This is a genomic window from Aquirufa sp. Wall-65K1, from assembly GCF_054558475.1.
Genome location: NZ_JBPXKD010000001.1, coordinates 429,032 through 448,700, shown reverse-complemented (window position 1 = coordinate 448,700; position 19,669 = coordinate 429,032). Strand labels below are relative to the sequence as shown.

Sequence of the window (19,669 nt, the reverse complement as noted above, 5' to 3'; positions counted from 1 at the left end):
TCCGTTTCCGGACCTTTTTAACTTAAAATGGAGCCTTTTCTCTACAAGTACTTATACCAAATGGTTTATACAGGGGACAAAAACGAACGATTCCTGTCAAGGCAATAATGCCCGCAATTACATATACGACTACAGCTAAATTCTCTGGAATTATACCTGCATAAGTAAGGATACTAAGAGCTACCGCAGCAGCTATTCGTGCAATCCGATCTGTACGTCCAACATTCTGTTTCATATAGGTGAGTTTTGTTTACTATTTTAGCTCGGTTCCTTGTGGCTCTTTTGCCCCTGGAGGGTTAGTACCCTGCAAAGTTAAAATGTAAGAAGATACTTGCTGAATCTGTATAGGATTTAAAGTTTTATTCCAAGCAATCATCCCTTTTTCTGGAACACCATTGGTGATGGTATGAAACAAGTCTTTAATGCTTCCTCCATGTATCCAGTACACATCGGTTAGATTAGGACCCACTCCTCCTTGACCTTTATCACCATGACAAGCTACACAATTTGTCGAATAAATAGTAGCACCTTCTGTTAAATCTTTAGCGGCACTAATTACCTTAACATTATCCTCATTCACCGAATTAGCGAACTTCTTCATGTATTCCTCCCTGGCTTTTTCAGCTACTGCCACCTCTGATTTATATTCTGCCTCTTGAATGTTGCCATCTTGGGCCACGTGGTAATAGAATAAATACACCACGCCAAATAAGATAGTGATATAAAACAAATACATAAACCATGGGGGTGTTGGATTATCTAATTCAACAATTCCATCGTATTGATGCTCCATTTCTAGATCTTTTTCCTTTTCCAAGGGTTTTAACCCAGTAAATTTCTGCCACCAGCTTAAAGATGCTTCTTCCTCCTGTTTAGTCGGATCTAAGGTTAATTTCTTAAGTGCAGAAGCAAGCTGCATTGTTACGATTAATACCAAAATGCTTGTTAATAGAATCAAGCTGATTAACCAAATTTCTGTGAATGAATTAAACATATTGTTATGTATAAATGTTATCAAAAATGTTTTAGACCTATTCTAGGGGCATTTTTCTCATTTTATCGAGATGTTTTTTATCCATCCAGAACAAATAGACGCCTACCAACACAAAGAATACTAAGAATATCAATAAAGAGAAAATCATATAGGAATCTGCTCCTGGTATGGTGGAAATAAATTGCTTAAACATGGCCTTATTTTTTAGAAATGTCTGTACCTAATCTTTGTAAATAAGCGATCAAAGCAATAATCTCTTTGTCAGCACCTACTTTGATTTTTTCCTCAGCTAAACGTGCTTGAATCTCTTTGGATTGAGCTTCCAAGTCTTTCACGGCATTTTTGATTTGAACATCATCATATGGTACACCCAGCGTTTTCATAGCTTGTAACTTAGCCTGAGTTTGAGATGTATTTAGGCTTTGTTCATACAACCACTCATATGCTGGCATGATAGAACCTGGAGACATGGAGGCTGGCTCCCGCATGTGGTGATAGTGCCAAGAATCAGGGTACTTACCTCCTTGACGGTGTAAATCTGGACCAGTTCTTTTAGATCCCCATAAGAATGGGTGATCATAGACAAATTCACCAGATTTTGAGAATTCGCCATATCGTTCTGTTTCGCTACGGAATGGTCTTACCAATTGAGAATGGCAACCTACGCAACCTTCACGAATATAGATATCACGTCCTTCTAACTCCAAAGAGGTATATGGTTGAACTGCGGCAATGGTAGGCACATTGGATTTCACCATAAAAGTTGGAATTAATTCTACCAAAGAACCTATCAAGATCATGATCAATGAACCTATCAATAATTGAATAGGTCTTCTTTCAATCCAGCTATGCCAGTGTAAACCTTTAACTTCTTTTTCAGAAACGATAACCTCAAGTGGAGCAGCTTCTGCTGGCTCATTGGCTAAAAGTGAACCTTGAGCCATTGTTTTGAACAAGTTATAGGCCATCAAAATAGCACCGACTAAATACAAAGTACCACCTAAGGCACGCATTTGGTGCATAGGAATGATTTGCAAAGTTGTATCCAAGAAGTTGCCATATTGTAAAGTTCCTTCTGGAGTGAACTGTTTCCACATCATTCCTTGAGTGAATCCTGAGATGTACATCGGAATAGCATAAAATGCAATACCTAATGTACCAATCCAAAAGTGTGTTTTAACTAATTTTTCAGAGAATAAAGTAGTTTGGAAAATACGTGGAACCATCCAATACAACATCGCGAAAGTCAAGAATCCATTCCATCCTAAAGCACCTACGTGCACGTGCGCTACGATCCAATCGGTAAAGTGGGCTATAGCATTGACATTTTTTAAGCTTAACATTGGACCTTCAAATGTCGCCATACCGTAAGTAGTAATACCTACTACCATGAATTTCAAAATAGTATTTTCACGAACTTGATCCCATGCACCACGCAATGTCAATAATCCGTTGATCATACCACCCCAAGATGGAGCAATCAACATAATTGAAAATACAACACCTAAAGATTGCGCCCAATCAGGTAAGCTAGAATAAAGTAAGTGGTGTGGACCAGCCCAGATATAGATGAATATCAATGCCCAGAAGTGCAAAATTGATAATCGGTAAGAATACACAGGACGATTCGCCATTTTAGGAAGGAAATAATACATTAAACCTAAAAATGGCGTAGTTAAAAAGAATGCCACCGCATTGTGGCCATACCACCATTGTATTAATGCATCTTGAACTCCAGCATATACATAATAGCTCTTTAAGAAGGAAATGGGTAATTGTACCGAATTAGTTAAGTGCAAAACAGCCACGGTTACAAAGGTGGCTATGTAGAACCAAATCGCTACATATAAGTGACGCTCTCTACGCTTGATAATGGTTCCAAACATGTTGATACCAAATGCTACCCAAACTAAGGTAATAGCTATATCAATCGGCCATTCTAATTCCGCATATTCGTGCGATGTAGTAATACCTAATGGTAAAGTAATAGCCGCAGCTACAATGATTAATTGCCAACCCCAAAAGTGGAACGATGAAAGAAAATCACTGAACATACGTGCTTTTAAAAGCCTTTGGAGAGAATAATAGACACCTGCAAAGATGGCATTTCCTACAAATGCAAAAATTACCGCATTGGTATGCAGTGGACGTATACGACCAAAAGTACCGTATTGAGTTACGTTCATTGCAGGTTCGAATAATTGTGAGGCAATAATGACCCCAACGAGCATTCCAACAATACCCCAGATAATGGTTGCAATGGCGAAATTCCGAACGGTTTTATTGTCGTACGAGAATTGATCCAAAGTAGTCGTTTGTGACTTCATAAGCGTTTAAATTGAGATTAATTGATTGTCTTTTTTTCATCGTTTAGAATGCGCATCCCTGGAGTAATGAGGTCATCTTGCTGTCCTGTGCGCACAAACCAAATAAACGCAATCAGGAAACCGATGGCCATGAGTAAACTCAAAAAAATCATTAAGTACATTATTTCCATGGCATTCAAAATTTAGAGAACAAGGATTGCAGAAAGAGTTATTAATACTCTATACTACGCTGTAAAGTTCTTTTTATATCAGGGCTTAAAATATGATTTTCCTCAGCAATGTAGGTCATTGTATATGATTTCAATTTGCTTTTTACTTGCTTACCATATAGGTTCATGCCCCATGTTGCGATAACCAACATACTAATTGAATTAACAGGCATTAAAATGGCAGCTACTAGAGGTGATAAATTACCCTGAATAGCAAAACTTAATCCAATGGCATTATAAACCAAGGACAAAAGGAAACTCATTTTGATTAAATTCAGCCCTTTATGAGCGAATTGTAAAAATTCCGGTAATCGACTAAGTGATTGTCCTTGTAAAATGGCATCACTCGCTGGTGTAAAATGTAAATGATCGTCGGAAACAGCTACGCCAACATGTGCTTGCTGTAAAGCTCCGGCATCATTTAGGCCATCACCTACCATCATCACTTTTTTACCTTTTGCTTGTAATTCCCTAATAAATTCCATTTTTTCCATGGGACTGCATTCAAATTTCATATGGTCATCCGATGAAAACCAATCTTTTAAACTGCTGGCATGGCTGGCTTTATCCCCTGATACTAAATAGACATCGTACTGATGTTGTAGTTTTCTTAGCATATACTCTACTCCATCTCTGTTTTCCCATGGGAAGTCCCAAAATCCCAAGGACTCCTCTCCTATTTGAATAAATAATTGTGATTCAGATGAAAAGAAATCTTGTGGAGCCTTGTCATGAATGCCTAAGAATTTTGCAGAGCCAAGTTTTAGGGTGATATTTCCCCATTTTGCCTCTAATCCTTTTCCAGGAATTTCTTGGAAAGCGGCTAATTTGACCAAATTTCTTGTACCTAAACTTTGGGTATAAGCACAAAGCCGTCTAGAAAGTGGATGTGTTGATTGTACCGACAAGGAATACAATAAATCTAATTCTTGCTCACTTAATTCACGTTGTAAGTGACTTTTAGGAGCTTCGGATTTGGCTAAAGTTAAAGTACCCGTTTTATCAAAAACCAAGGTATCTACTTGTGCCATACGCTCTAAAGCTTGAATGTCTTTTATATAAAATTTAAATTTAGATAGCCACCGAACGCCATGGCCTAAAGCAAAAGGATAGGAAATAGCTAGTGCACATGGACAGGCAATAACCAAAATACTGACGACAGAGTTTTGCCATTTGCTAGGATCAATCTGCATCCAATAGGCTGCTACGATGGTCGCCAAGCTAATTAATCCAATAGTAAAATAGACGCCTACTTGATTAGCAAAGTTCTCCCAATTTTCCATTTTGAAACTAGGGTCTTTGAAGGCTTGCTGTTCCCATAATTGGGTTAAATGACTCTGTTGTAGGTCTTTTTTGACCTCAATTTCAATCATTTCACCATGGTGTTTACCTCCTGCGTAAATTAAATTTCCCGACTGAATAGGGATCCATTCGCTTTCACCCGTCACAAAACTATAATCCATGTTGCTTTTACCCTTCATTAAAATAGCATCAGCGGGGATGATTTCTTCATTTCGGATTCGAAGGCGATCTCCTACTTGGATTTCGCTCAAAGGTGCTGTTTCTTCATTTCCTTGAATGATTTTGGTAATCACCAAAGGAAAATAGGACGTGTATTTTCTTTCAAAGGATAAAAAATCAAAGGATTTTTGCTGAAACCATTTGCCGACCAACAAGAAAAATAATAGACCCGAAACAGAATCCATATAGCCTGCTCCCGTATGACTTAAGATTTCATAAACACTTCGGGAATAACCAACTAAGACACCTAAAAGTATAGGCATTTCTATGGTCATCTTTTTTAATTTTAAATGGGCCCAAATGTTTTTGAAATAATCTGAACCGGAATAAAATAGGGCTACTGAGCCTAGAACTAAATTTAAGTAACCAAACAGATTTTTAAGATTTCCGTCCTCAATACCTAAATATTCAGGAAAACTAAATAGCATGATGTTACCAGCACAGAAGCCCGCAACACCTAGCTTGATGAAAAGTTGTGTTTGTTGAGAAAGTCTTTTTTTCTTTTCTTTTCCTTCCGATTCCTCAGATAAAAGTGGTTCATATCCGATTTTAGCCAATAAAGAAGCCAAATCCCCTAAACTGATTTCTTTTTCTTTAAACCAAATACTTAAATCCTTTTTGCCAAAATTCAATTGAGTTTTGATGATTCCTGCATTCAGCTTATGTAGGTTTTCTAATAAATACAAACAAGATCTGCAGTGAATACTGGGTAAATTGAAACTGACTTTGGATACTTCTTGATTGGAAAATTGTATTAATTTATCTCGAAAGGCTGGTTTATTTAAATAATCAAAGTTTTGATTGCTGGGCGATATACCCGGATTTACATCACACGTGTAGTAATTGCCTAATTCATGGTCATTCAGGAGCTCATACACATTCTTACAACCTTGGCAACAAAATTCTTTCTCTTCAAATTCGATGATTTCATCCACAAATGGCTCTCCGCAGTGGAAGCAATTTGTGGATGTCAGGGTGGTATGGACTTTTTCTTCCATCATATAAACAATCTTTTCTCAAAGGTCCTTTGAAAAAATTGCTCTGTTAATGATAAAAAGCAGTACAAAACATGAGCATTGTCATAAAATAAATTCCTGAGTAAATATACTTTCGTAAACAAATTTTAAAAAAGTATGGATCAGATGATCGAGACAGAACGTAAAGTATTAGCTAGCGGAATAGAAATCAACTATTTGGCTAACGAATTTTTGTTCCGTCAAGGTCAAAAAGCGGAATTTATTTTTTATTTTCAGGGCGGAGAAATCGCCTTAAAGTCGTTTAACTCTCCTGAAGGTATTATTTATCATGCTAATCCTATTTTTTTAGGAATTTCTGAGGTATTAGAAGGTAAAAAGCACACATTTTCGGCTGAGACCTTACAAACTTCTAAATTTCTAGTTTTTGAAAAGAACTATTTCTTGATGTTACTGCAAGAGTTTGATTTTGCGGCATCCTATTTTGAACAAAAAAGTAAGGAGTTTGATGCCGTATTTACCGAATTAGTTCCTCAGTGATCTTTGGTTTTAATTAAGAGGTTAAGCCTCTATAAAAAATAGAGTGGTAAGTTAAAAGGGTTGTACTGCCCTGCTTGATGATGTCGGGCAGGGCTTTTAATTTTAGAATGAAGAATGAAGAATGTAGAATGAAGAATTAAAAATTAAAAATTTAGCGTTGCTAACTAAATGTGGATTCTACATTCTACATTCTACATTCTACATTCTACATTCTACATTCTACATTCTACATTCTACATTCTTCATTCTTCATTCTTCATTTTTCATTCTTCATTTTTCATTCTACATTCTACATTCTACATTCTACATTCTTCATTCTTCATTCTTCATTCTACATTCTACATTCTACATTCTTCATTCTTCATTCTACATTATATCAGCGGACTATCCTTCTCCTTTTTCAAGGTATTATACACGAGCCGATCCATCAAACCATTCATCCACTTATTTAGAAAGACCGTCAATTTTCCTTGAAAGGTTAATACTAAGGTCTTTTTCTTTTGTTCATAGGCTTGATAAATTTGTTGGGCAACTTCTTCTGCTGACATCATTTTTTCTTCATCACGCATGCTATCTCCCGTGATTTTACCTTCAGAATTCAAAGAAGTATTTCGAATATTGGAAGCGGTAAATCCAGGGCAAGCCGTTAGTACATGAACGCCCGTTTCTAATAATTCAGTCCTTAAGGCCTCTAAAAAGCCATTCATGGCAAACTTGGATGCCGAATACCCCGTTCTTACAGGTAATCCACGGTAACCGGCTATGGATGAAATACCAATAATGCCTCCTTTGCTAGCTTTAATGTAGGGTAAAGCTGCATGGGTAGCATAAACCGTACCCCAGAAATTGATGTCCATGAGTTGTTTTATCACCTTTAAATCTACATCCTCAAACATCGATCGCATGGAAATACCTGCATTATTAATTAATATATCAATGCGTCCAAATTCTTGCACTACTTCGTTTATCATCGACCTTGTTTGTTCCTCTGAGCTAGAATCGCAAACGATGGCCTTGCAAGCAATATTGGAAGCTGAAATTTCGCTCCAAGCTTCTTGCAACTTAGCTTCATTTCGGCCTGTAATAACTACCTGCGCTCCTTTATTTCCAAATTCAAATGCCAATGCTTTTCCTATTCCGGAAGAAGCGCCTGTGATGATGACAACTTTATTTTTCATAGACAAAATTTGAACTCAAAGTTAAGCTTTTATCCCATAATTGATTGACTAGCCAAATGAAAGCCCTATTTTTGTGCTAGAATTTAATTATGAGCGCCAGAAAATATAAAATCCCTCAAGTTTTAGAGCAAATTTCCATCCTTGATTTTGCTGCAGAAGCTAAATGTATTGCTAAAGTCAATGATGAAGTCATCTTCGTTCAAGGAACTGTTGCCCCAGGTGACATTGCCGATTTGCGTATACTCAAGTCCAAAAAGAAATTTAAACAAGCTCAGGCAATTAATATTCAAGCGCTCTCTCCTTTTAGAACAGCGTCTCCTTGCGAACATTTCGGCTTTTGTGGTGGCTGTAAATGGCAGCATGTTTCCTATGAAGCCCAATTATCGTTTAAACAGCGACAAGTAAAAGATAATTTAGAAAGAATTGCTAAAGTGAAACTCCCTGAATTTCAGCCCATTTTAGGCTCAGAGGAGGAATACTATTATCGAAATAAATTGGAATTCACATTTTCTTCTTCTCGTTGGCTTACCAACGAAGAAATAGGAAAAGAGGACTTAGGTTCCATGAATGCTTTAGGTTTTCACGTGCCAGGTCGTTTTGATAAAATCCTTCCTGTGGATCATTGTTATTTGCAACCAGATCCTTCCAATGCCATCCGAAACGGAGTACGTGATTTTGCTGAGGCCCATGGAATTTCATTTTATGAATTAAAAAATCAGCAAGAAGGCGCATTACGCAATTTAATTATTCGAAATGCGAGCTCAGGTGAATGGATGGTGGTAGTCCAATTTGCTTATGCTACTGAATCTGAGATTTCTTTAGTCATGAACTATTTGAAAGTGACATTCCCTATGATCACTTCATTGAATTATGTTGTCAACCAAAAAGGAAATGACACTTTTCATGATTTAGAAGTTATATGCTTCCATGGAAAACCATTTATCGAGGAACAAATGGAGGAATTACATTTTCAGATTGGTCCAAAATCCTTTTTTCAAACCAATGCCAAACAAGCGCTTCGATTATACCAATTGGTTCGTGAATATGCTGATTTACAAGGAGATGAATTAGTTTATGACCTATATACAGGTACTGGAACCATTGCTTTGTTTTTAGCCAAATTTGCGGCTAAAGTGGTTGGATTAGAGTATGTGGAAATGGCTGTAGAAGATGCCCGCATGAATGCTATTCAAAATAAAATTGATACAGCTTCTTTCTTTGCTGGTGATATGAAAAAGCTACTTACCCAAGAATTTATAGAACAACATGGTAAGCCTCAGGTCGTAATTACGGATCCACCAAGAGCTGGGATGGATGAAGATGTAGTGCGTCAACTTTTACAGGTTCGACCAGAAAAAATCGTTTATGTAAGCTGTAATCCAGCTACCCAAGCACGTGACATTGCATGGTTAGATGAGGCCTATGAGGTGGATGTGGTGCACCCAGTAGATATGTTTCCCCAAACCCACCATGTGGAAAACATCGTCCGTTTACGTTTAAGAAAAAATTAGAAAGGTTCGTTTAGCGGATCAAAGTCGGCTGGAGGCAAATTCATTTTGCTTCCTTTAAATACTGCGTCGCTATTTCCTTGTTCAAATTGAGAGGCTGTATCACCTAATTCACTTAAATTAAACACTCCGTTGCCATTTCCATCAGCAAATGGTTGAAAATCTAAGTCGCAGTATTTCGTGAACTTACCTATGAACTTCAACCATACATTTTCTAATGAACCAGAACGGTTTTTAGCCATGATGATCTCTCCCATCCCTGCAATGGAATTACCCTGCTCGTCAGTCGTTATACCATAGTATTCCGGACGATAGATAAACATAACCTGGTCAGCATCTTGCTCAATGGCTCCTGATTCACGAAGGTCAGAAAGTTGAGGTTTTTTATTGCCACCACGCGTTTCTGTTGAACGATTTAACTGTGACAAAGCAATGACTGGTACGTCTAATTCTTTCGCCAGTTGTTTTAAAGCACGAGAGATTTGAGCAATTTCTTGTTCACGGTTACCACTTGCCCCTTTCCCAGAGGTATCACCTGTCATTAATTGTAAGTAGTCAATCACAATCAGCTCAATGTTTTTCTGAGCTTTCAAACGACGGCATTTGGCCCTTAATTCCAAAATGGATAAGGCGGGCGTATCGTCAATATAGATAGGTGCTTGAAATAATTTATCAATCTTGGTATGCAATTGTTGCCATTCATGTGGCTCCAATTTCCCTTTTCTTATCTTTTCAGCTTCAATCTCCGCTTCGGCAGATACAATACGATTCACCAATTGTATGGAACTCATCTCCAGCGAGAACAAGGCTACAGCATGACCAAAGTCTAGGGCTGCATTTCTACAAGCTGAAACCACAAAGGCGGTTTTTCCCATACCTGGACGAGCCGCAATGATGATTAATTCCTGTTTTTGCCAACCTGAGGTATGACGGTCTAATTCAGTAAAACCAGATGGAATTCCAGTCAGTCCACTTTTTTGCTTTTGTTTCTTCTCTAATTCATCAATGGCCTTCTTTAGAATGTCCGACATACTCTCGTAATTCTTTCGAATATTAGATTCGGCAATGGAAAACAATTCTTGTTCCATTCGATCCAAAATTTGAAATACGTCGGTGGTATCCTCATAAGCCAATCGCTGAATTTCTGAGGATACATGAATCAATTGGCGTTTGATGTATTGCTCAATGATAATCCTAGCGTGAAATTCAACGTTCGAGGTTGAACTTACTCGAGATGTTAATTGGGCTAAATAACTCGTGCCTCCTGCTTTCTCTAGATCTCCGTTTATTTTGAGGTAATTGTTGACTGTTAGTAAGTCGACAGGTTGAGAAGCTTGAAATAAACCTTGAATGGCCTGAAATATTTTTTGGTGAGCCTCTTTATAAAAGGTTTCAGGTTTTAATAATTCAATAACATTGGCCAAGGGTTCCTTTTCCAACATCAATGCTCCCAGCAAAGCTTCTTCTAGCTCAGGCGCTTGTGGAGGAAGCTTTCCTAAGCCTAAATCACTTAATCGTGCTGGTTGATTCGTACGATTATAGCCAGAATTTGCTTTTTTAGAAATTGATGAGGGATTGTTTGATTCCATAGACTACAATTTTACAATATTTTGATAAAAATATCATTCTAATCAGCCGATTAAATTTCAATTATTCTCTATTTTAGTAAATATTTTTCACCTTAACTTTTTCATACTTGTTAGAAAAAATTATTGCCTTAACGGATGTGTCTCTGGTAGATTTTCTCGGAGTCTCAAATTCCAACTTAACCTTATTGACAGAAGCTTTTCCTCAGACCAAAATCATTGCTCGCGGAGATCAAATTACGGTTCGTGGTTCAGATGATCAAATTTCTTTGGTAGAGGCCATTGTCAATCAATGTATCAAGCATTTAGAAAAACATAGTTCTTTGTCGGCCAACCACATGAAGGCCTACATTGATTTGATCTTAAATCCCACCGGAGAGGAAAATGAAACTCCATGGGTGGAAGATAAAGACGTGTTGCTTTTTGGGACCAAAGGTTTAGTCATTAAAGTCAAAACCCCCAATCAACGAAAATTAGTAGAAGCAGCTAGTAAAAATGATATTGTTTTTGCGATTGGCCCTGCGGGAACCGGTAAGACATATACGGCAGTGGCTTTAGCTGTCAAAGCGCTCAAAAACAAAGAAGTCAAAAAGATTATCATCACCAGGCCTGCGGTAGAAGCAGGAGAAAATCTGGGTTTTTTACCTGGAGATTTAAAGGAAAAAATTGACCCTTATTTACGTCCAATTTACGATGCATTGGAAGATATGATTCCTGCTGAGAAATTGAAATTTTATATTGAGAATCGAACCATTGAAATTGCTCCTTTAGCCTACATGCGTGGTCGCACCTTGAATAAAGCATTCATTTTATTAGATGAGGCGCAGAATACCACTTCCATGCAGATGAAAATGTTTTTAACTCGTATGGGTATTCAATCAAAGACTATCATAACAGGTGATAAATCTCAAGTGGATTTACCTAAAAACCAGGTTTCAGGATTGGGGGAAGCAGCACATATATTAAAAGGTATAGCAGGGATATCATTTGTTGAATTAGACGGTTCTGACGTCGTTCGTCACCGCTTAGTTCGTGAAATCATTGAGGCCTACGGAAAACAAGAAAAATAAGATGGTTGAAATTATTCAAGCCAAATCACTAGAGGAAATTCACCAGGTTTTTGATATTAGAATCAAAGTATTTGTTGTAGAACAAGCTTGTTTGCCCTCAGAAGAATTTGATGAATTGGATGCACAAGCCCAACATTACCTACTTCTGGAGGATGGAAAACCTGCGGCTACAGGCCGTTTTCGTAAAACCGAAAAAGGAATCAAAGTCGAGCGAATTGCCACTTTGGCAGATGCTCGTGGTAAAGGATTTGCCAGTCAAATGGTTCGGCATATCCTGCAAGAAGCTCGAAATACTTATCCTGAGTGCACTTATTTCTATTTACATTCCCAACAAACTGTCATGCCCTTGTACGCAAGTTTAGGATTTGTTCCTTATGGTGAAACTTTTATTGAGGCAGATATTGTTCATCAAGCAATGGCTCTGATAATAAGTGATTAGTTCTTAGGGTTTAGTGATTAGTGGTAGGTTTTTTCTCCAAAAATAAAGATGAGTATGACAAAGAAAGTCGAATTAATATACCCTCCCGGAGAGGTACATTTTGTAGGTGATGGATTTAGAGTGCATAATTTTATTCCAAGCCGATACGGTCTGGATATGCAACGAATGAGTCCTTTTATCATGTTGGATTATGGTTCCAAACATTACTTCTCTCCTTCTGCTGAAGCAAGAGGCGTAGGAGTTCATCCCCATCGAGGATTTGAAACGGTAACCATAGCTTATAAAGGTCGTGTGGCTCACCATGATAGTAGTGGTGGTGGAGGAATCATTGGTGAAGGTGATGTTCAATGGATGACAGCTGCTTCTGGAGTATTACACAAAGAATACCATGAAGAAAGTTTTAGTGCTGAAGGAGGTGATTTTCAAATGGTCCAGTTATGGGTGAATTTACCTGCCAAAGACAAGATGTCAACACCCAAATATCAGGCTATTTCGAATCAACAAATCACCAAGGTTGATTTAGGAGAAAATGTTGGCCTAGTTGAAGTTATAGCAGGTGAATACCACGGTCATAAGGGCCCAGCATCTACATTTACTCCAGTCAATATGTTGAATGCAAAACTGAAAGCAGGTGCTAAAGCGAGTTTCTCCTTTCCTGCAACCTATAACACTTGTTTATTAGTCATTGAAGGAAGTATTACCATCAATGGAACGGAAGTAGCCGAATTAGATCATTTAGCCTTGATGGAAAATGTAGGAGAAGAATTTAGTTTGGAAGCTAAAGAAGATAGTATTGTTTTGATTCTAAGCGGAGAACCTATTCATGAATCTATCGCAGCCCATGGACCTTTTGTTATGAATACTCGTCAAGAAATCATGCAAGCTTTCCATGATTTTAATTCAGGAAAATTTGGGTTTTTGGCATAATATAGAGCCCAAGCATTGCACGGTTTAGAGCCCAAGCAATGCTTGGGCTCTATGTTATGCCAATTGATTTTTAAAAAGGAAGATCATCTCCAGATTCAGCTTCCAATGGAGGAAACTGATAGCCACCACCAGCTGAAGGAGCTACATTAGGAGGAACTGACGGAGCCGACCCAGAACGATCTAAGCGATAAGCTCTTATTTCTGTATACCAGCGATCATTATATTCTCTAGATTCTACATTGAATTGTACTTTCACTATTTCACCTTCTTGTACCGGAGCTAAATCTTGAGTCTTATCACCCCAGACCGACATACATACTTTTTTAGGGTATTGATCTTGAGTTTCAATAACAAATTCTTGCTTAATCCAATTGGTTCCATTACGTCCTGTACCGGTTACCTCAGGAAGTTTTTTAATTAATTTTCCGCTGATTTCTAAAGCCATTCTGTTTATTCAGATTTGATGAAAACTTGATTTCCTTGCAAGTAAGCAAATATTTGGTAATTTTGCTAACCATTTTGGCGATGTGGTGGAATTGGTAGACACGCTACTTTGAGGTGGTAGTGCCGTTTTAGGTATGGGAGTTCGAATCTCCCCATCGTCACTTATTTTTTTATTCATAATCTGTAAATCATGTTGAAGATGAAACCTTACAGTGTGTTGCTTTACTATAACTACACCCCTGTGCCAGATCCTGAGGCTTATCGGGAAAAACATCACCTTTTTTGTATTGAAAACAATATCCTGGGCCGCATAATTGTAGCATCAGAAGGATTGAATGGTGCCGTCTCAGGCCTCAAAGAAGATTGTGAAAAATACATGAGGTGGCTGGAAAGTGATCCTATTTTTCAGGGTAATGACTTTGACTTTAAAATTGAAGAATTTGATCAGCATACGTTCAATAAATTGCATGTACGTGTTAAAAAGGAAATAGTTCATTCTGACTTGCCTGTAAATCCATTAGAAAGGACTGGAAAGCATTTGAAGCCCAAAGAATTCAAAGAATTACTTAAAAACGATCCCAATGTAGTTTTAGTGGATATGCGTTCAAATTATGAACATGAATTAGGTCGTTTCAAAGGTGCTTACACTTTTGATATGGAAAACCTTCGTGACCTACCGGATCATGTACATGAAATTGAACATCTAAAGGATAAAAAAGTCATAACCTATTGTACAGGAGGTATTAAGTGTGAAAAAGCCTCTGCCTATTTATTGGAGAAAGGTTTTAAAGATGTGTACCAATTGCACGGAGGAATTATAAAATATGGATTAGAAGAAGGTGGAGAGGATTTTGACGGTTCTTGTTATGTATTTGATAGTCGGGTAGCTACGTCCGTAAATTGTGTAAATCCAATGGTTATCTCCAAATGCCATGTATGCCAAGAACCTTCTGATCACATGGTAAACTGTGCTAATCCAGAATGTAATGAGCATTTAGCTATTTGCCCAGCATGTTTGAAGGAAATGGATGGGGCCTGTTCGCCTGAATGTAAAGATCATCCTAGAAAGCGGCCTTACAATGAAAAAGGATATTATTCCAAACAATCAGTAGGCTACTCTCCTATTCTTGGATTTAAGTCCTTCAGCAGAAATGCCAAAATTGAAGAAAAACAAAAAAAGGCTCATTCTTGAGCCTTTTTTATTTCATATAAGTGAAATTCTTGAATGAGTGCTGGGTTTTCTGGACTGAGTGTGAAACTTACCTCTAAATCCCCTTTTTCTCCTTCGATTCTGAATTTTCCTCTTAATTGGTTCTCAGGTACCATTTCATGTACTTTTTTTATTTTTCCAATTTTGCCAAATAAAGTTTCAGCCTCTTTTTTCAAAACAGGGATGAAATAATCTGAGAAAAAGTTAATGGCAAATAAGCCACTTGATTCCGCTTGATTCCACTGTGGCAATAATTGCATTATTTCACTTTGTCTTTGCTTCAAAATCGCCGAAATAGGTAAATCACGCTTGGGTAATGCCTTAGAATTAATCAAAGAATCAATAATTTTCAAGTTGATTCTGCCCATATTGGCATACGTCAAATTGCTGAAGGAAATAATGCCAAGTTGATAGTCAGGGAAAATTCGCCAATTACTCCCAAATCCTGGTAATCCGCCTGAATGTGATACCGAGGTTCTATTGGCATAATCTTTTGAAAAGCTTAAACCATAGGCATAGGCACTAAAGTTTAACCCTACCTGTCCGTTGGGGTATTTTTGTTGGGCATTCACTCCAATGAAATTCCACGGGAATTGCATTTCTCTCACAGAAGATCGCTTGATTGGTCCCGTTTCAGGGTCATTTCTTTCTGGCCAAGCAGATAAGTGAAAGGCTACATATCGACTAAAATCCTCCATGCTTGTAATTAAACCTCCCATGGCCCCATAAGCTCCGTCGTGTTCCAAAGGTTGCTCTACCCATGTGTCATTGATCCATCGATATCCTAATGCTAATTTGTTTTTAGGTATATCAGCATATTCCCAATAGGTGTCATTCATGCCTAAGGGCTTCAAGATTTGCTCTTTAATATAAATTTGATAGGGTTTTCCGCTTACTTTTTTTATGATGCTACCTAACAAAGCAAATCCCATATTGCTATATTCAAAACTTACCCCAGGGTTAGTTGAAAAAGAAATACCTTTGCTAAGCATCTCAGAAAAGGCTTTTTCAGAAATGCCCAATTGTCTATCGCCCCAGGGATTATCTTCTGGAAAGCCCGCTGCATGGGTCATTAAATGCCGAATGCTTATCTCTGGAGCATCTTGAGTCACATATCGTTGATTTTTTAATTCTGGAATGTAATGATGGGCCGGTTCATCCAATTGCAATTTCCCTTCATCACGTAACTTCAAAATGGCCATGGTTGTAAAACTTTTGGTCATAGAAGCTATTCGGTAATCCATCTGAGTACTTGCTGGAATTTTTTCCTTCAAATTGGCAAGTCCTATCGAATGGCTATGTATCAATTTGCCTTGATAAACTATTCCGTAAACCACACTAGGTAATTTTTCTTGCTCCGCATATTGTTTAAATAACTGGTCAATTGTTGGAATAAATGCTTTGATTTTTTCCTCTGAACCTTGTCCCCAAGCGATTTGAACACATAAAGTAAGTAGGATAATACTTGAAAGTCTTTTCATCATGTTGAATTAATAAATGCCTTGAATGTGAATTTTTTGATCTCTTAAATAGATAAACTCCCCTACTTTCTTTCCTAAAAATAGGCTACCAATGGGTGATTCCGGTGAAATAACAAAATAGTCTGCCTGGTCAAAGGTCATTTTTCCAATACCCACCAACATATAATAAATTCCCTTGTCTGTTTCAATGATCGCTCCCTTATCAATGTTTTCATAATTTCGATGCAAGGGTATATGCTGGATAATTTGGAGTAAATGATTGTTTTGATCCATCAAAGCTGAGCATTTATCCATTTCTCTTTGCATCATTTCTCTACCCGTTTCATACTTGTCCCCAGCAGAACTCTTGGTGTCCGAATCCCGGGATTCCTTTGCTTGAGCATAGGCTAATTGAGCCTCTTGGATATTTTGTTCCAAACGCTGTATAACTTCTTGATAAATTTGAGATTTAATGCTTACCCAATCGCGCATATCCTTGATGTTCCAATGATTCTTTTGGGAAATTATCAATAAATTTGCTCATGACCTATTTCTCACCGACCGACTTGATTATAAATCCTGATGGAAGTTCTTACCATTTGAACATTCGTCCCGAGCAACTAAGTGATACCATTTTCATGGTAGGAGATCCTGAACGAGTTGAAAAAGTATCCTGTCATTTTGACCGTATTCATACCAAAATCCATAAACGGGAGTTTATCAGCCATTTTGGAGAATTGGCCGGAAAGCCAATTGGAGTGCTTTCTAGTGGTATTGGGGCGGACAATGTTGAGATAGTCATGAATGAATTAGACGCTTTGGCTAACATTGATTTTTCAACTAGACAAGAAAAAAAGGAAAAGCGTTCTTTGAATCTGATTCGAATGGGTACTTCTGGTTCCATTCAAGAAGACATTCCTGTAGATTCGGTTTTAATTTCTCAGGCGGCTATCGGTTTCGATAATTTGGCTCAATTTTATGATTTTAATTCAGATAAAAGCTTATCCCAGGCCGATTTACAACACTTTTGTCAGCAAATAGCTTACCCTCTACCCATTTATGGCGCGGCAGCGTCTGAAACACTATTGAATTTGTTTTCGCAGGATTCTTATTTTAAAGAAGCATATCGAGGTATAACACTAACTGCGCCTGGTTTTTATGCTCCGCAAGGACGTACTGTCCGTATGGAATCCATTTTACCCAATTTCCTGCAAGATTGCTCAGAAGCGTTTCTCGGTCCTGCTAAAATCACCAATATTGAGATGGAAACATCGGCATATTATGCTTTTTCTGGGGTTTTAGGACATGAAATGATTTCAATCAATGCTATTTTGGCAAATCGTAAAACGCATCAGTTTTCACAAAATCCTGAAAAACAAATTACTCAATTGATTGAAAGAGCTATAGCACTCTTTTCATAATGTAATCATTCATGTAATAGCCCTCTCCTACGTGCAAATCAATTTCTTGGTCGATTTGAAACCCTCTTTTTATATAAAATTGAACGGCTGAATTATGGCGATTGACGTTTAATAGTAATTCCTTTTGGCCATTTTCAAGAGCAAATTTGGCCACAAATTCCAGTAAGTAGGTTCCTGCGCCTTTACTTTTTTGTTGAGGCCTCAAATAGATTTTATGCAGCTTACCTTCATTTTCATTGACAGCCTCATAAGCGGCAAAACCAATGGCTCCCTCCTCCGATTCTAACATAAAAAAATGGACATTCCCTTCCATTTGATTGCTTAAAACATCGGTTCGATACATCATGTCCAACATGTAGACACATTGCTCTTCACTCAAAATAGCACCATAGGTTGGCCGCCAAGCTTGAGCAGCTATTTCTTGTATGGTCGGAATATCAATTATTTCAGCTTTTCGGATTTGCATCGTGCAAAATTAAGGGAGCAAATTTGTAAATTCGTTAAAATTAATAAAATATGAGTCAAGAGAAACCACTTATTCTAATAGCTAATGATGATTCCATTCATTCCAAAGGAATCAAAGTATTAACTGAGATTATGTCAGAGATTGGTGAAGTAGTGGTTGTGGCACCTGATAGCCATCAATCTGGCATGGGCCATGCCATCACTATGGGAACTCCTATTCGTGTGACAAAGACGGAAACTTTTGGTCCAAATATTCAGTCTTATAAATGTTCAGGTACCCCTGCCGACTGTGTTAAGTTTGGTAAACACTATATTTTAAAAGGAAGAAAGATAGATTTGATGGTTTCTGGGATCAATCATGGATCCAATGCATCCATATCAGTTTTGTATTCTGGCACCATGTCAGCAGCTATTGAGGCGGCTATGGAAGGAATTCCTGCCATTGGATTTTCTCTTTGTGATTATGCGGGTGATGCTGATTTTAGTCACTGCCATGATTTAATCATCAAAATAGCTCAGCAAGTATTAGCGCATGGTTTACATGAAGGCTTAACCTTAAATGTTAATTTCCCCGCCAAAACAGATGCTCCTATTCAAGGAATTCGGGTGGCTAGACAAGCTAAAGCTGTCTATCGCGAGTTTTTTGAAGAGCGAAAAGATCCTTATGGCCAACCCTATTTCTGGATGGATGGCTTTTTACATAATGAAGATCAAAACAATGGAACGGATTTAGATTGGCTGTCAGAAAATTATGCTACAGTTGTTCCCGTTAAGTATGATTTGACTGATTATCAGGCTTTAGAAGAAATGAAACATTGGGATTTTACGATATAAGGGCTTTAACTTTTAGTATGGTTAATAGACTTAATGCATCTTGAATTTCCCCATTTTCTGCCATTTGAAAGACTTCATGAACAGGAAGTTTCTTAATTTTTAAAGATTCTGTTTCTTCGGGTGCTGCAACTCCCATCTGTAGACCCTGAGCTAAAAACATGTACGCTTTTTCATCAGTGACCGAGTTGGATAGGTAACAAGTCCCCAATTCTTTCCAGTCTGTTGCTTTAAAGCCTGTCTCTTCTTCTAATTCCCTTTTGGCAGCCTCTAAAGGTATTTCTCCATCTTGAATGAGACAGCCACCTTCCGGTAACTCCCATGAATATTCGTCCAAAGTATAGCGAAATTGCCCTACCAAATAGGTATTTCCCTCTTGATCTATTGGAAAAACAGAAACGGCCGTATTTTTAAAATGTACGAGGCCATATATCCCTGCTTTATTGGATGGATTAATGACTTCATGATGTTCTATTCGAATCCAAGGATTATCATACACGGTATGCTTAGATAGTGTTTTCCAAGGCTTATCTTGTTCTTTCATTCCGTAAAAATAAGAGGAATT

Annotated in this window: 21 protein-coding genes and 1 tRNA gene; 9 read left to right on the top strand and 13 right to left on the bottom strand. The window is 37.7% G+C overall.

What is annotated here, in order from left to right; translation table 11 throughout:
* Window positions 1-22 precede the first annotated feature (22 nt).
* Genes ACST15_RS02040 through ACST15_RS02015 form a run of 6 tightly spaced genes read right to left on the bottom strand, consistent with a single transcriptional unit; the run spans window position 23 to window position 6,052 of the window.
* A complete protein-coding gene (locus ACST15_RS02040) occupies window positions 23-235 on the bottom strand; it encodes a YgaP family membrane protein (RefSeq protein WP_459452982.1) in 213 nt (70 codons plus the stop codon).
* A gap of 18 nt (window positions 236-253) precedes the next feature.
* The gene (locus ACST15_RS02035) at window positions 254-994 is read right to left on the bottom strand and encodes a cbb3-type cytochrome c oxidase N-terminal domain-containing protein (protein WP_459452981.1); all 741 of its coding nucleotides are present in this window, start codon (window positions 992-994) and stop codon (window positions 254-256) included.
* Between the two features lie 37 nt (window positions 995-1,031).
* Complete coding sequence (locus ACST15_RS02030) at window positions 1,032-1,187, bottom strand: CcoQ/FixQ family Cbb3-type cytochrome c oxidase assembly chaperone (protein ID WP_166373951.1); 156 nt, start codon at window positions 1,185-1,187, stop codon at window positions 1,032-1,034.
* Window positions 1,188-1,191: 4 nt separating this feature from the next.
* Window positions 1,192-3,321, bottom strand: coding sequence for a cytochrome-c oxidase, cbb3-type subunit I (gene ccoN / locus ACST15_RS02025; protein ID WP_459452980.1), 2,130 nt, complete (start codon window positions 3,319-3,321; stop codon window positions 1,192-1,194).
* A gap of 17 nt (window positions 3,322-3,338) precedes the next feature.
* On the bottom strand, window positions 3,339-3,491 hold the full coding sequence (gene ccoS / locus ACST15_RS02020; RefSeq protein WP_459452979.1) for a cbb3-type cytochrome oxidase assembly protein CcoS: 153 nt from the start codon (window positions 3,489-3,491) through the stop codon (window positions 3,339-3,341).
* A 41-nt stretch (window positions 3,492-3,532) separates the two neighbouring features.
* Complete coding sequence (locus tag ACST15_RS02015) at window positions 3,533-6,052, bottom strand: heavy metal translocating P-type ATPase (protein WP_459452978.1); 2,520 nt, start codon at window positions 6,050-6,052, stop codon at window positions 3,533-3,535.
* A gap of 132 nt (window positions 6,053-6,184) precedes the next feature.
* On the opposite strand from ACST15_RS02015, the gene ACST15_RS02010 reads away from it, so the two are divergent.
* Entirely contained in the window at window positions 6,185-6,565 is a 381-nt protein-coding gene (locus tag ACST15_RS02010; protein WP_459452977.1) for a cyclic nucleotide-binding domain-containing protein, read from the top strand.
* A 371-nt stretch (window positions 6,566-6,936) separates the two neighbouring features.
* On the opposite strand, the gene ACST15_RS02005 is transcribed toward ACST15_RS02010, so the two are convergent.
* Window positions 6,937-7,743 (bottom strand): SDR family oxidoreductase, encoded by an 807-nt coding sequence (locus tag ACST15_RS02005; RefSeq protein ID WP_459452976.1) that lies wholly within the window; start codon window positions 7,741-7,743, stop codon window positions 6,937-6,939.
* 89 nt (window positions 7,744-7,832) lie between these two features.
* Between ACST15_RS02005 and rlmD the strand changes: the two genes are divergently transcribed.
* Window positions 7,833-9,254, top strand: a complete 1,422-nt coding sequence (rlmD, locus tag ACST15_RS02000; RefSeq protein WP_459452975.1) for a 23S rRNA (uracil(1939)-C(5))-methyltransferase RlmD — start codon at window positions 7,833-7,835, stop codon at window positions 9,252-9,254.
* Here rlmD and dnaB read toward each other — a convergent pair.
* The gene (gene dnaB / locus ACST15_RS01995; protein WP_459452974.1) at window positions 9,251-10,840 is read right to left on the bottom strand and encodes a replicative DNA helicase; all 1,590 of its coding nucleotides are present in this window, start codon (window positions 10,838-10,840) and stop codon (window positions 9,251-9,253) included. The two genes, rlmD and dnaB, sit on opposite strands and share 4 nt — an antisense overlap.
* A gap of 107 nt (window positions 10,841-10,947) precedes the next feature.
* On the opposite strand from dnaB, the gene ACST15_RS01990 reads away from it, so the two are divergent.
* From ACST15_RS01990 to ACST15_RS01980, 3 genes are read left to right on the top strand one after another with little or no spacing between them, the layout of a single operon-like run.
* Window positions 10,948-11,907, top strand: a complete 960-nt coding sequence (locus ACST15_RS01990) for a PhoH family protein (RefSeq protein ID WP_459452973.1) — start codon at window positions 10,948-10,950, stop codon at window positions 11,905-11,907.
* Window position 11,908: 1 nt separating this feature from the next.
* Complete coding sequence (locus tag ACST15_RS01985; RefSeq protein ID WP_459452972.1) at window positions 11,909-12,346, top strand: GNAT family N-acetyltransferase; 438 nt, start codon at window positions 11,909-11,911, stop codon at window positions 12,344-12,346.
* Between the two features lie 54 nt (window positions 12,347-12,400).
* Window positions 12,401-13,273: a pirin family protein gene (locus ACST15_RS01980; RefSeq protein WP_459452971.1), complete on the top strand. Its 873-nt coding sequence runs from the start codon at window positions 12,401-12,403 to the stop codon at window positions 13,271-13,273.
* Between the two features lie 70 nt (window positions 13,274-13,343).
* On the opposite strand, the gene ACST15_RS01975 is transcribed toward ACST15_RS01980, so the two are convergent.
* Window positions 13,344-13,718: a DUF3127 domain-containing protein gene (locus tag ACST15_RS01975; RefSeq protein WP_459452970.1), complete on the bottom strand. Its 375-nt coding sequence runs from the start codon at window positions 13,716-13,718 to the stop codon at window positions 13,344-13,346.
* A 76-nt stretch (window positions 13,719-13,794) separates the two neighbouring features.
* Between ACST15_RS01975 and ACST15_RS01970 the strand changes: the two genes are divergently transcribed.
* Both ACST15_RS01970 and trhO read left to right on the top strand, forming a co-directional pair.
* A tRNA-Leu gene (locus ACST15_RS01970) sits at window positions 13,795-13,878 on the top strand.
* Between the two features lie 38 nt (window positions 13,879-13,916).
* On the top strand, window positions 13,917-14,909 hold the full coding sequence (trhO, locus tag ACST15_RS01965) for an oxygen-dependent tRNA uridine(34) hydroxylase TrhO (RefSeq protein ID WP_459452969.1): 993 nt from the start codon (window positions 13,917-13,919) through the stop codon (window positions 14,907-14,909).
* On the opposite strand, the gene ACST15_RS01960 is transcribed toward trhO, so the two are convergent.
* Together ACST15_RS01960 and ACST15_RS01955 are read right to left on the bottom strand one after the other, a co-directional pair.
* Entirely contained in the window at window positions 14,900-16,411 is a 1,512-nt protein-coding gene (locus ACST15_RS01960) for a serine hydrolase domain-containing protein (RefSeq protein WP_459452968.1), read from the bottom strand. The genes trhO and ACST15_RS01960 overlap by 10 nt on opposite strands.
* Before the next feature lie 6 nt (window positions 16,412-16,417).
* The gene (locus tag ACST15_RS01955) at window positions 16,418-16,879 is read right to left on the bottom strand and encodes a hypothetical protein (RefSeq protein WP_459452967.1); all 462 of its coding nucleotides are present in this window, start codon (window positions 16,877-16,879) and stop codon (window positions 16,418-16,420) included.
* A 50-nt stretch (window positions 16,880-16,929) separates the two neighbouring features.
* Here ACST15_RS01955 and ACST15_RS01950 point away from each other — a divergent pair, with 50 nt between their 5' ends.
* A complete protein-coding gene (locus tag ACST15_RS01950; protein ID WP_459452966.1) occupies window positions 16,930-17,808 on the top strand; it encodes a nucleoside phosphorylase in 879 nt (292 codons plus the stop codon).
* Here the strand turns inward: ACST15_RS01950 and ACST15_RS01945 are convergent.
* Window positions 17,789-18,274 carry an N-acetyltransferase family protein gene (locus ACST15_RS01945; protein WP_459452965.1) on the bottom strand — a complete coding sequence of 162 codons (486 nt, stop codon included), beginning with the start codon at window positions 18,272-18,274 and terminating at the stop codon, window positions 17,789-17,791. The genes ACST15_RS01950 and ACST15_RS01945 overlap by 20 nt on opposite strands.
* Before the next feature lie 50 nt (window positions 18,275-18,324).
* Here ACST15_RS01945 and surE point away from each other — a divergent pair, with 50 nt between their 5' ends.
* Window positions 18,325-19,107 carry a 5'/3'-nucleotidase SurE gene (gene surE / locus ACST15_RS01940; protein ID WP_459452964.1) on the top strand — a complete coding sequence of 261 codons (783 nt, stop codon included), beginning with the start codon at window positions 18,325-18,327 and terminating at the stop codon, window positions 19,105-19,107.
* Here surE and ACST15_RS01935 read toward each other — a convergent pair.
* A complete protein-coding gene (locus ACST15_RS01935; RefSeq protein WP_459452963.1) occupies window positions 19,097-19,648 on the bottom strand; it encodes an NUDIX domain-containing protein in 552 nt (183 codons plus the stop codon). The genes surE and ACST15_RS01935 overlap by 11 nt on opposite strands.
* Between the last annotated feature and the right edge of the window lie 21 nt (window positions 19,649-19,669).

What these genes read in the sequence shown, in the direction of transcription:
- ACST15_RS01945 (WP_459452965.1), bottom strand. Translation starts at nt 18,274, where the DNA reads ATGCAAATCCGAAAAGCTGAAATAATTGATATTCCGACCATACAAGAA.
- ACST15_RS01980 (WP_459452971.1), top strand. Translation starts at nt 12,401, where the DNA reads ATGACAAAGAAAGTCGAATTAATATACCCTCCCGGAGAGGTACATTTT.
- ACST15_RS01955 (WP_459452967.1), bottom strand. Translation starts at nt 16,879, where the DNA reads ATGCGCGATTGGGTAAGCATTAAATCTCAAATTTATCAAGAAGTTATA.
- ccoS (WP_459452979.1), bottom strand. Translation starts at nt 3,491, where the DNA reads ATGGAAATAATGTACTTAATGATTTTTTTGAGTTTACTCATGGCCATC.
- ACST15_RS01960 (WP_459452968.1), bottom strand. Translation starts at nt 16,411, where the DNA reads ATGATGAAAAGACTTTCAAGTATTATCCTACTTACTTTATGTGTTCAA.
- ACST15_RS02030 (WP_166373951.1), bottom strand. Translation starts at nt 1,187, where the DNA reads ATGTTTAAGCAATTTATTTCCACCATACCAGGAGCAGATTCCTATATG.
- rlmD (WP_459452975.1), top strand. Translation starts at nt 7,833, where the DNA reads ATGAGCGCCAGAAAATATAAAATCCCTCAAGTTTTAGAGCAAATTTCC.
- surE (WP_459452964.1), top strand. Translation starts at nt 18,325, where the DNA reads ATGAGTCAAGAGAAACCACTTATTCTAATAGCTAATGATGATTCCATT.
- ACST15_RS01935 (WP_459452963.1), bottom strand. Translation starts at nt 19,648, where the DNA reads ATGAAAGAACAAGATAAGCCTTGGAAAACACTATCTAAGCATACCGTG.
- trhO (WP_459452969.1), top strand. Translation starts at nt 13,917, where the DNA reads ATGAAACCTTACAGTGTGTTGCTTTACTATAACTACACCCCTGTGCCA.
- ACST15_RS02005 (WP_459452976.1), bottom strand. Translation starts at nt 7,743, where the DNA reads ATGAAAAATAAAGTTGTCATCATCACAGGCGCTTCTTCCGGAATAGGA.
- ACST15_RS02010 (WP_459452977.1), top strand. Translation starts at nt 6,185, where the DNA reads ATGGATCAGATGATCGAGACAGAACGTAAAGTATTAGCTAGCGGAATA.
- ACST15_RS01985 (WP_459452972.1), top strand. Translation starts at nt 11,909, where the DNA reads ATGGTTGAAATTATTCAAGCCAAATCACTAGAGGAAATTCACCAGGTT.
- ACST15_RS01975 (WP_459452970.1), bottom strand. Translation starts at nt 13,718, where the DNA reads ATGGCTTTAGAAATCAGCGGAAAATTAATTAAAAAACTTCCTGAGGTA.
- ACST15_RS02040 (WP_459452982.1), bottom strand. Translation starts at nt 235, where the DNA reads ATGAAACAGAATGTTGGACGTACAGATCGGATTGCACGAATAGCTGCT.
- ACST15_RS02035 (WP_459452981.1), bottom strand. Translation starts at nt 994, where the DNA reads ATGTTTAATTCATTCACAGAAATTTGGTTAATCAGCTTGATTCTATTA.
- ccoN (WP_459452980.1), bottom strand. Translation starts at nt 3,321, where the DNA reads ATGAAGTCACAAACGACTACTTTGGATCAATTCTCGTACGACAATAAA.
- ACST15_RS02015 (WP_459452978.1), bottom strand. Translation starts at nt 6,052, where the DNA reads ATGATGGAAGAAAAAGTCCATACCACCCTGACATCCACAAATTGCTTC.
- dnaB (WP_459452974.1), bottom strand. Translation starts at nt 10,840, where the DNA reads ATGGAATCAAACAATCCCTCATCAATTTCTAAAAAAGCAAATTCTGGC.
- ACST15_RS01950 (WP_459452966.1), top strand. Translation starts at nt 16,930, where the DNA reads ATGACCTATTTCTCACCGACCGACTTGATTATAAATCCTGATGGAAGT.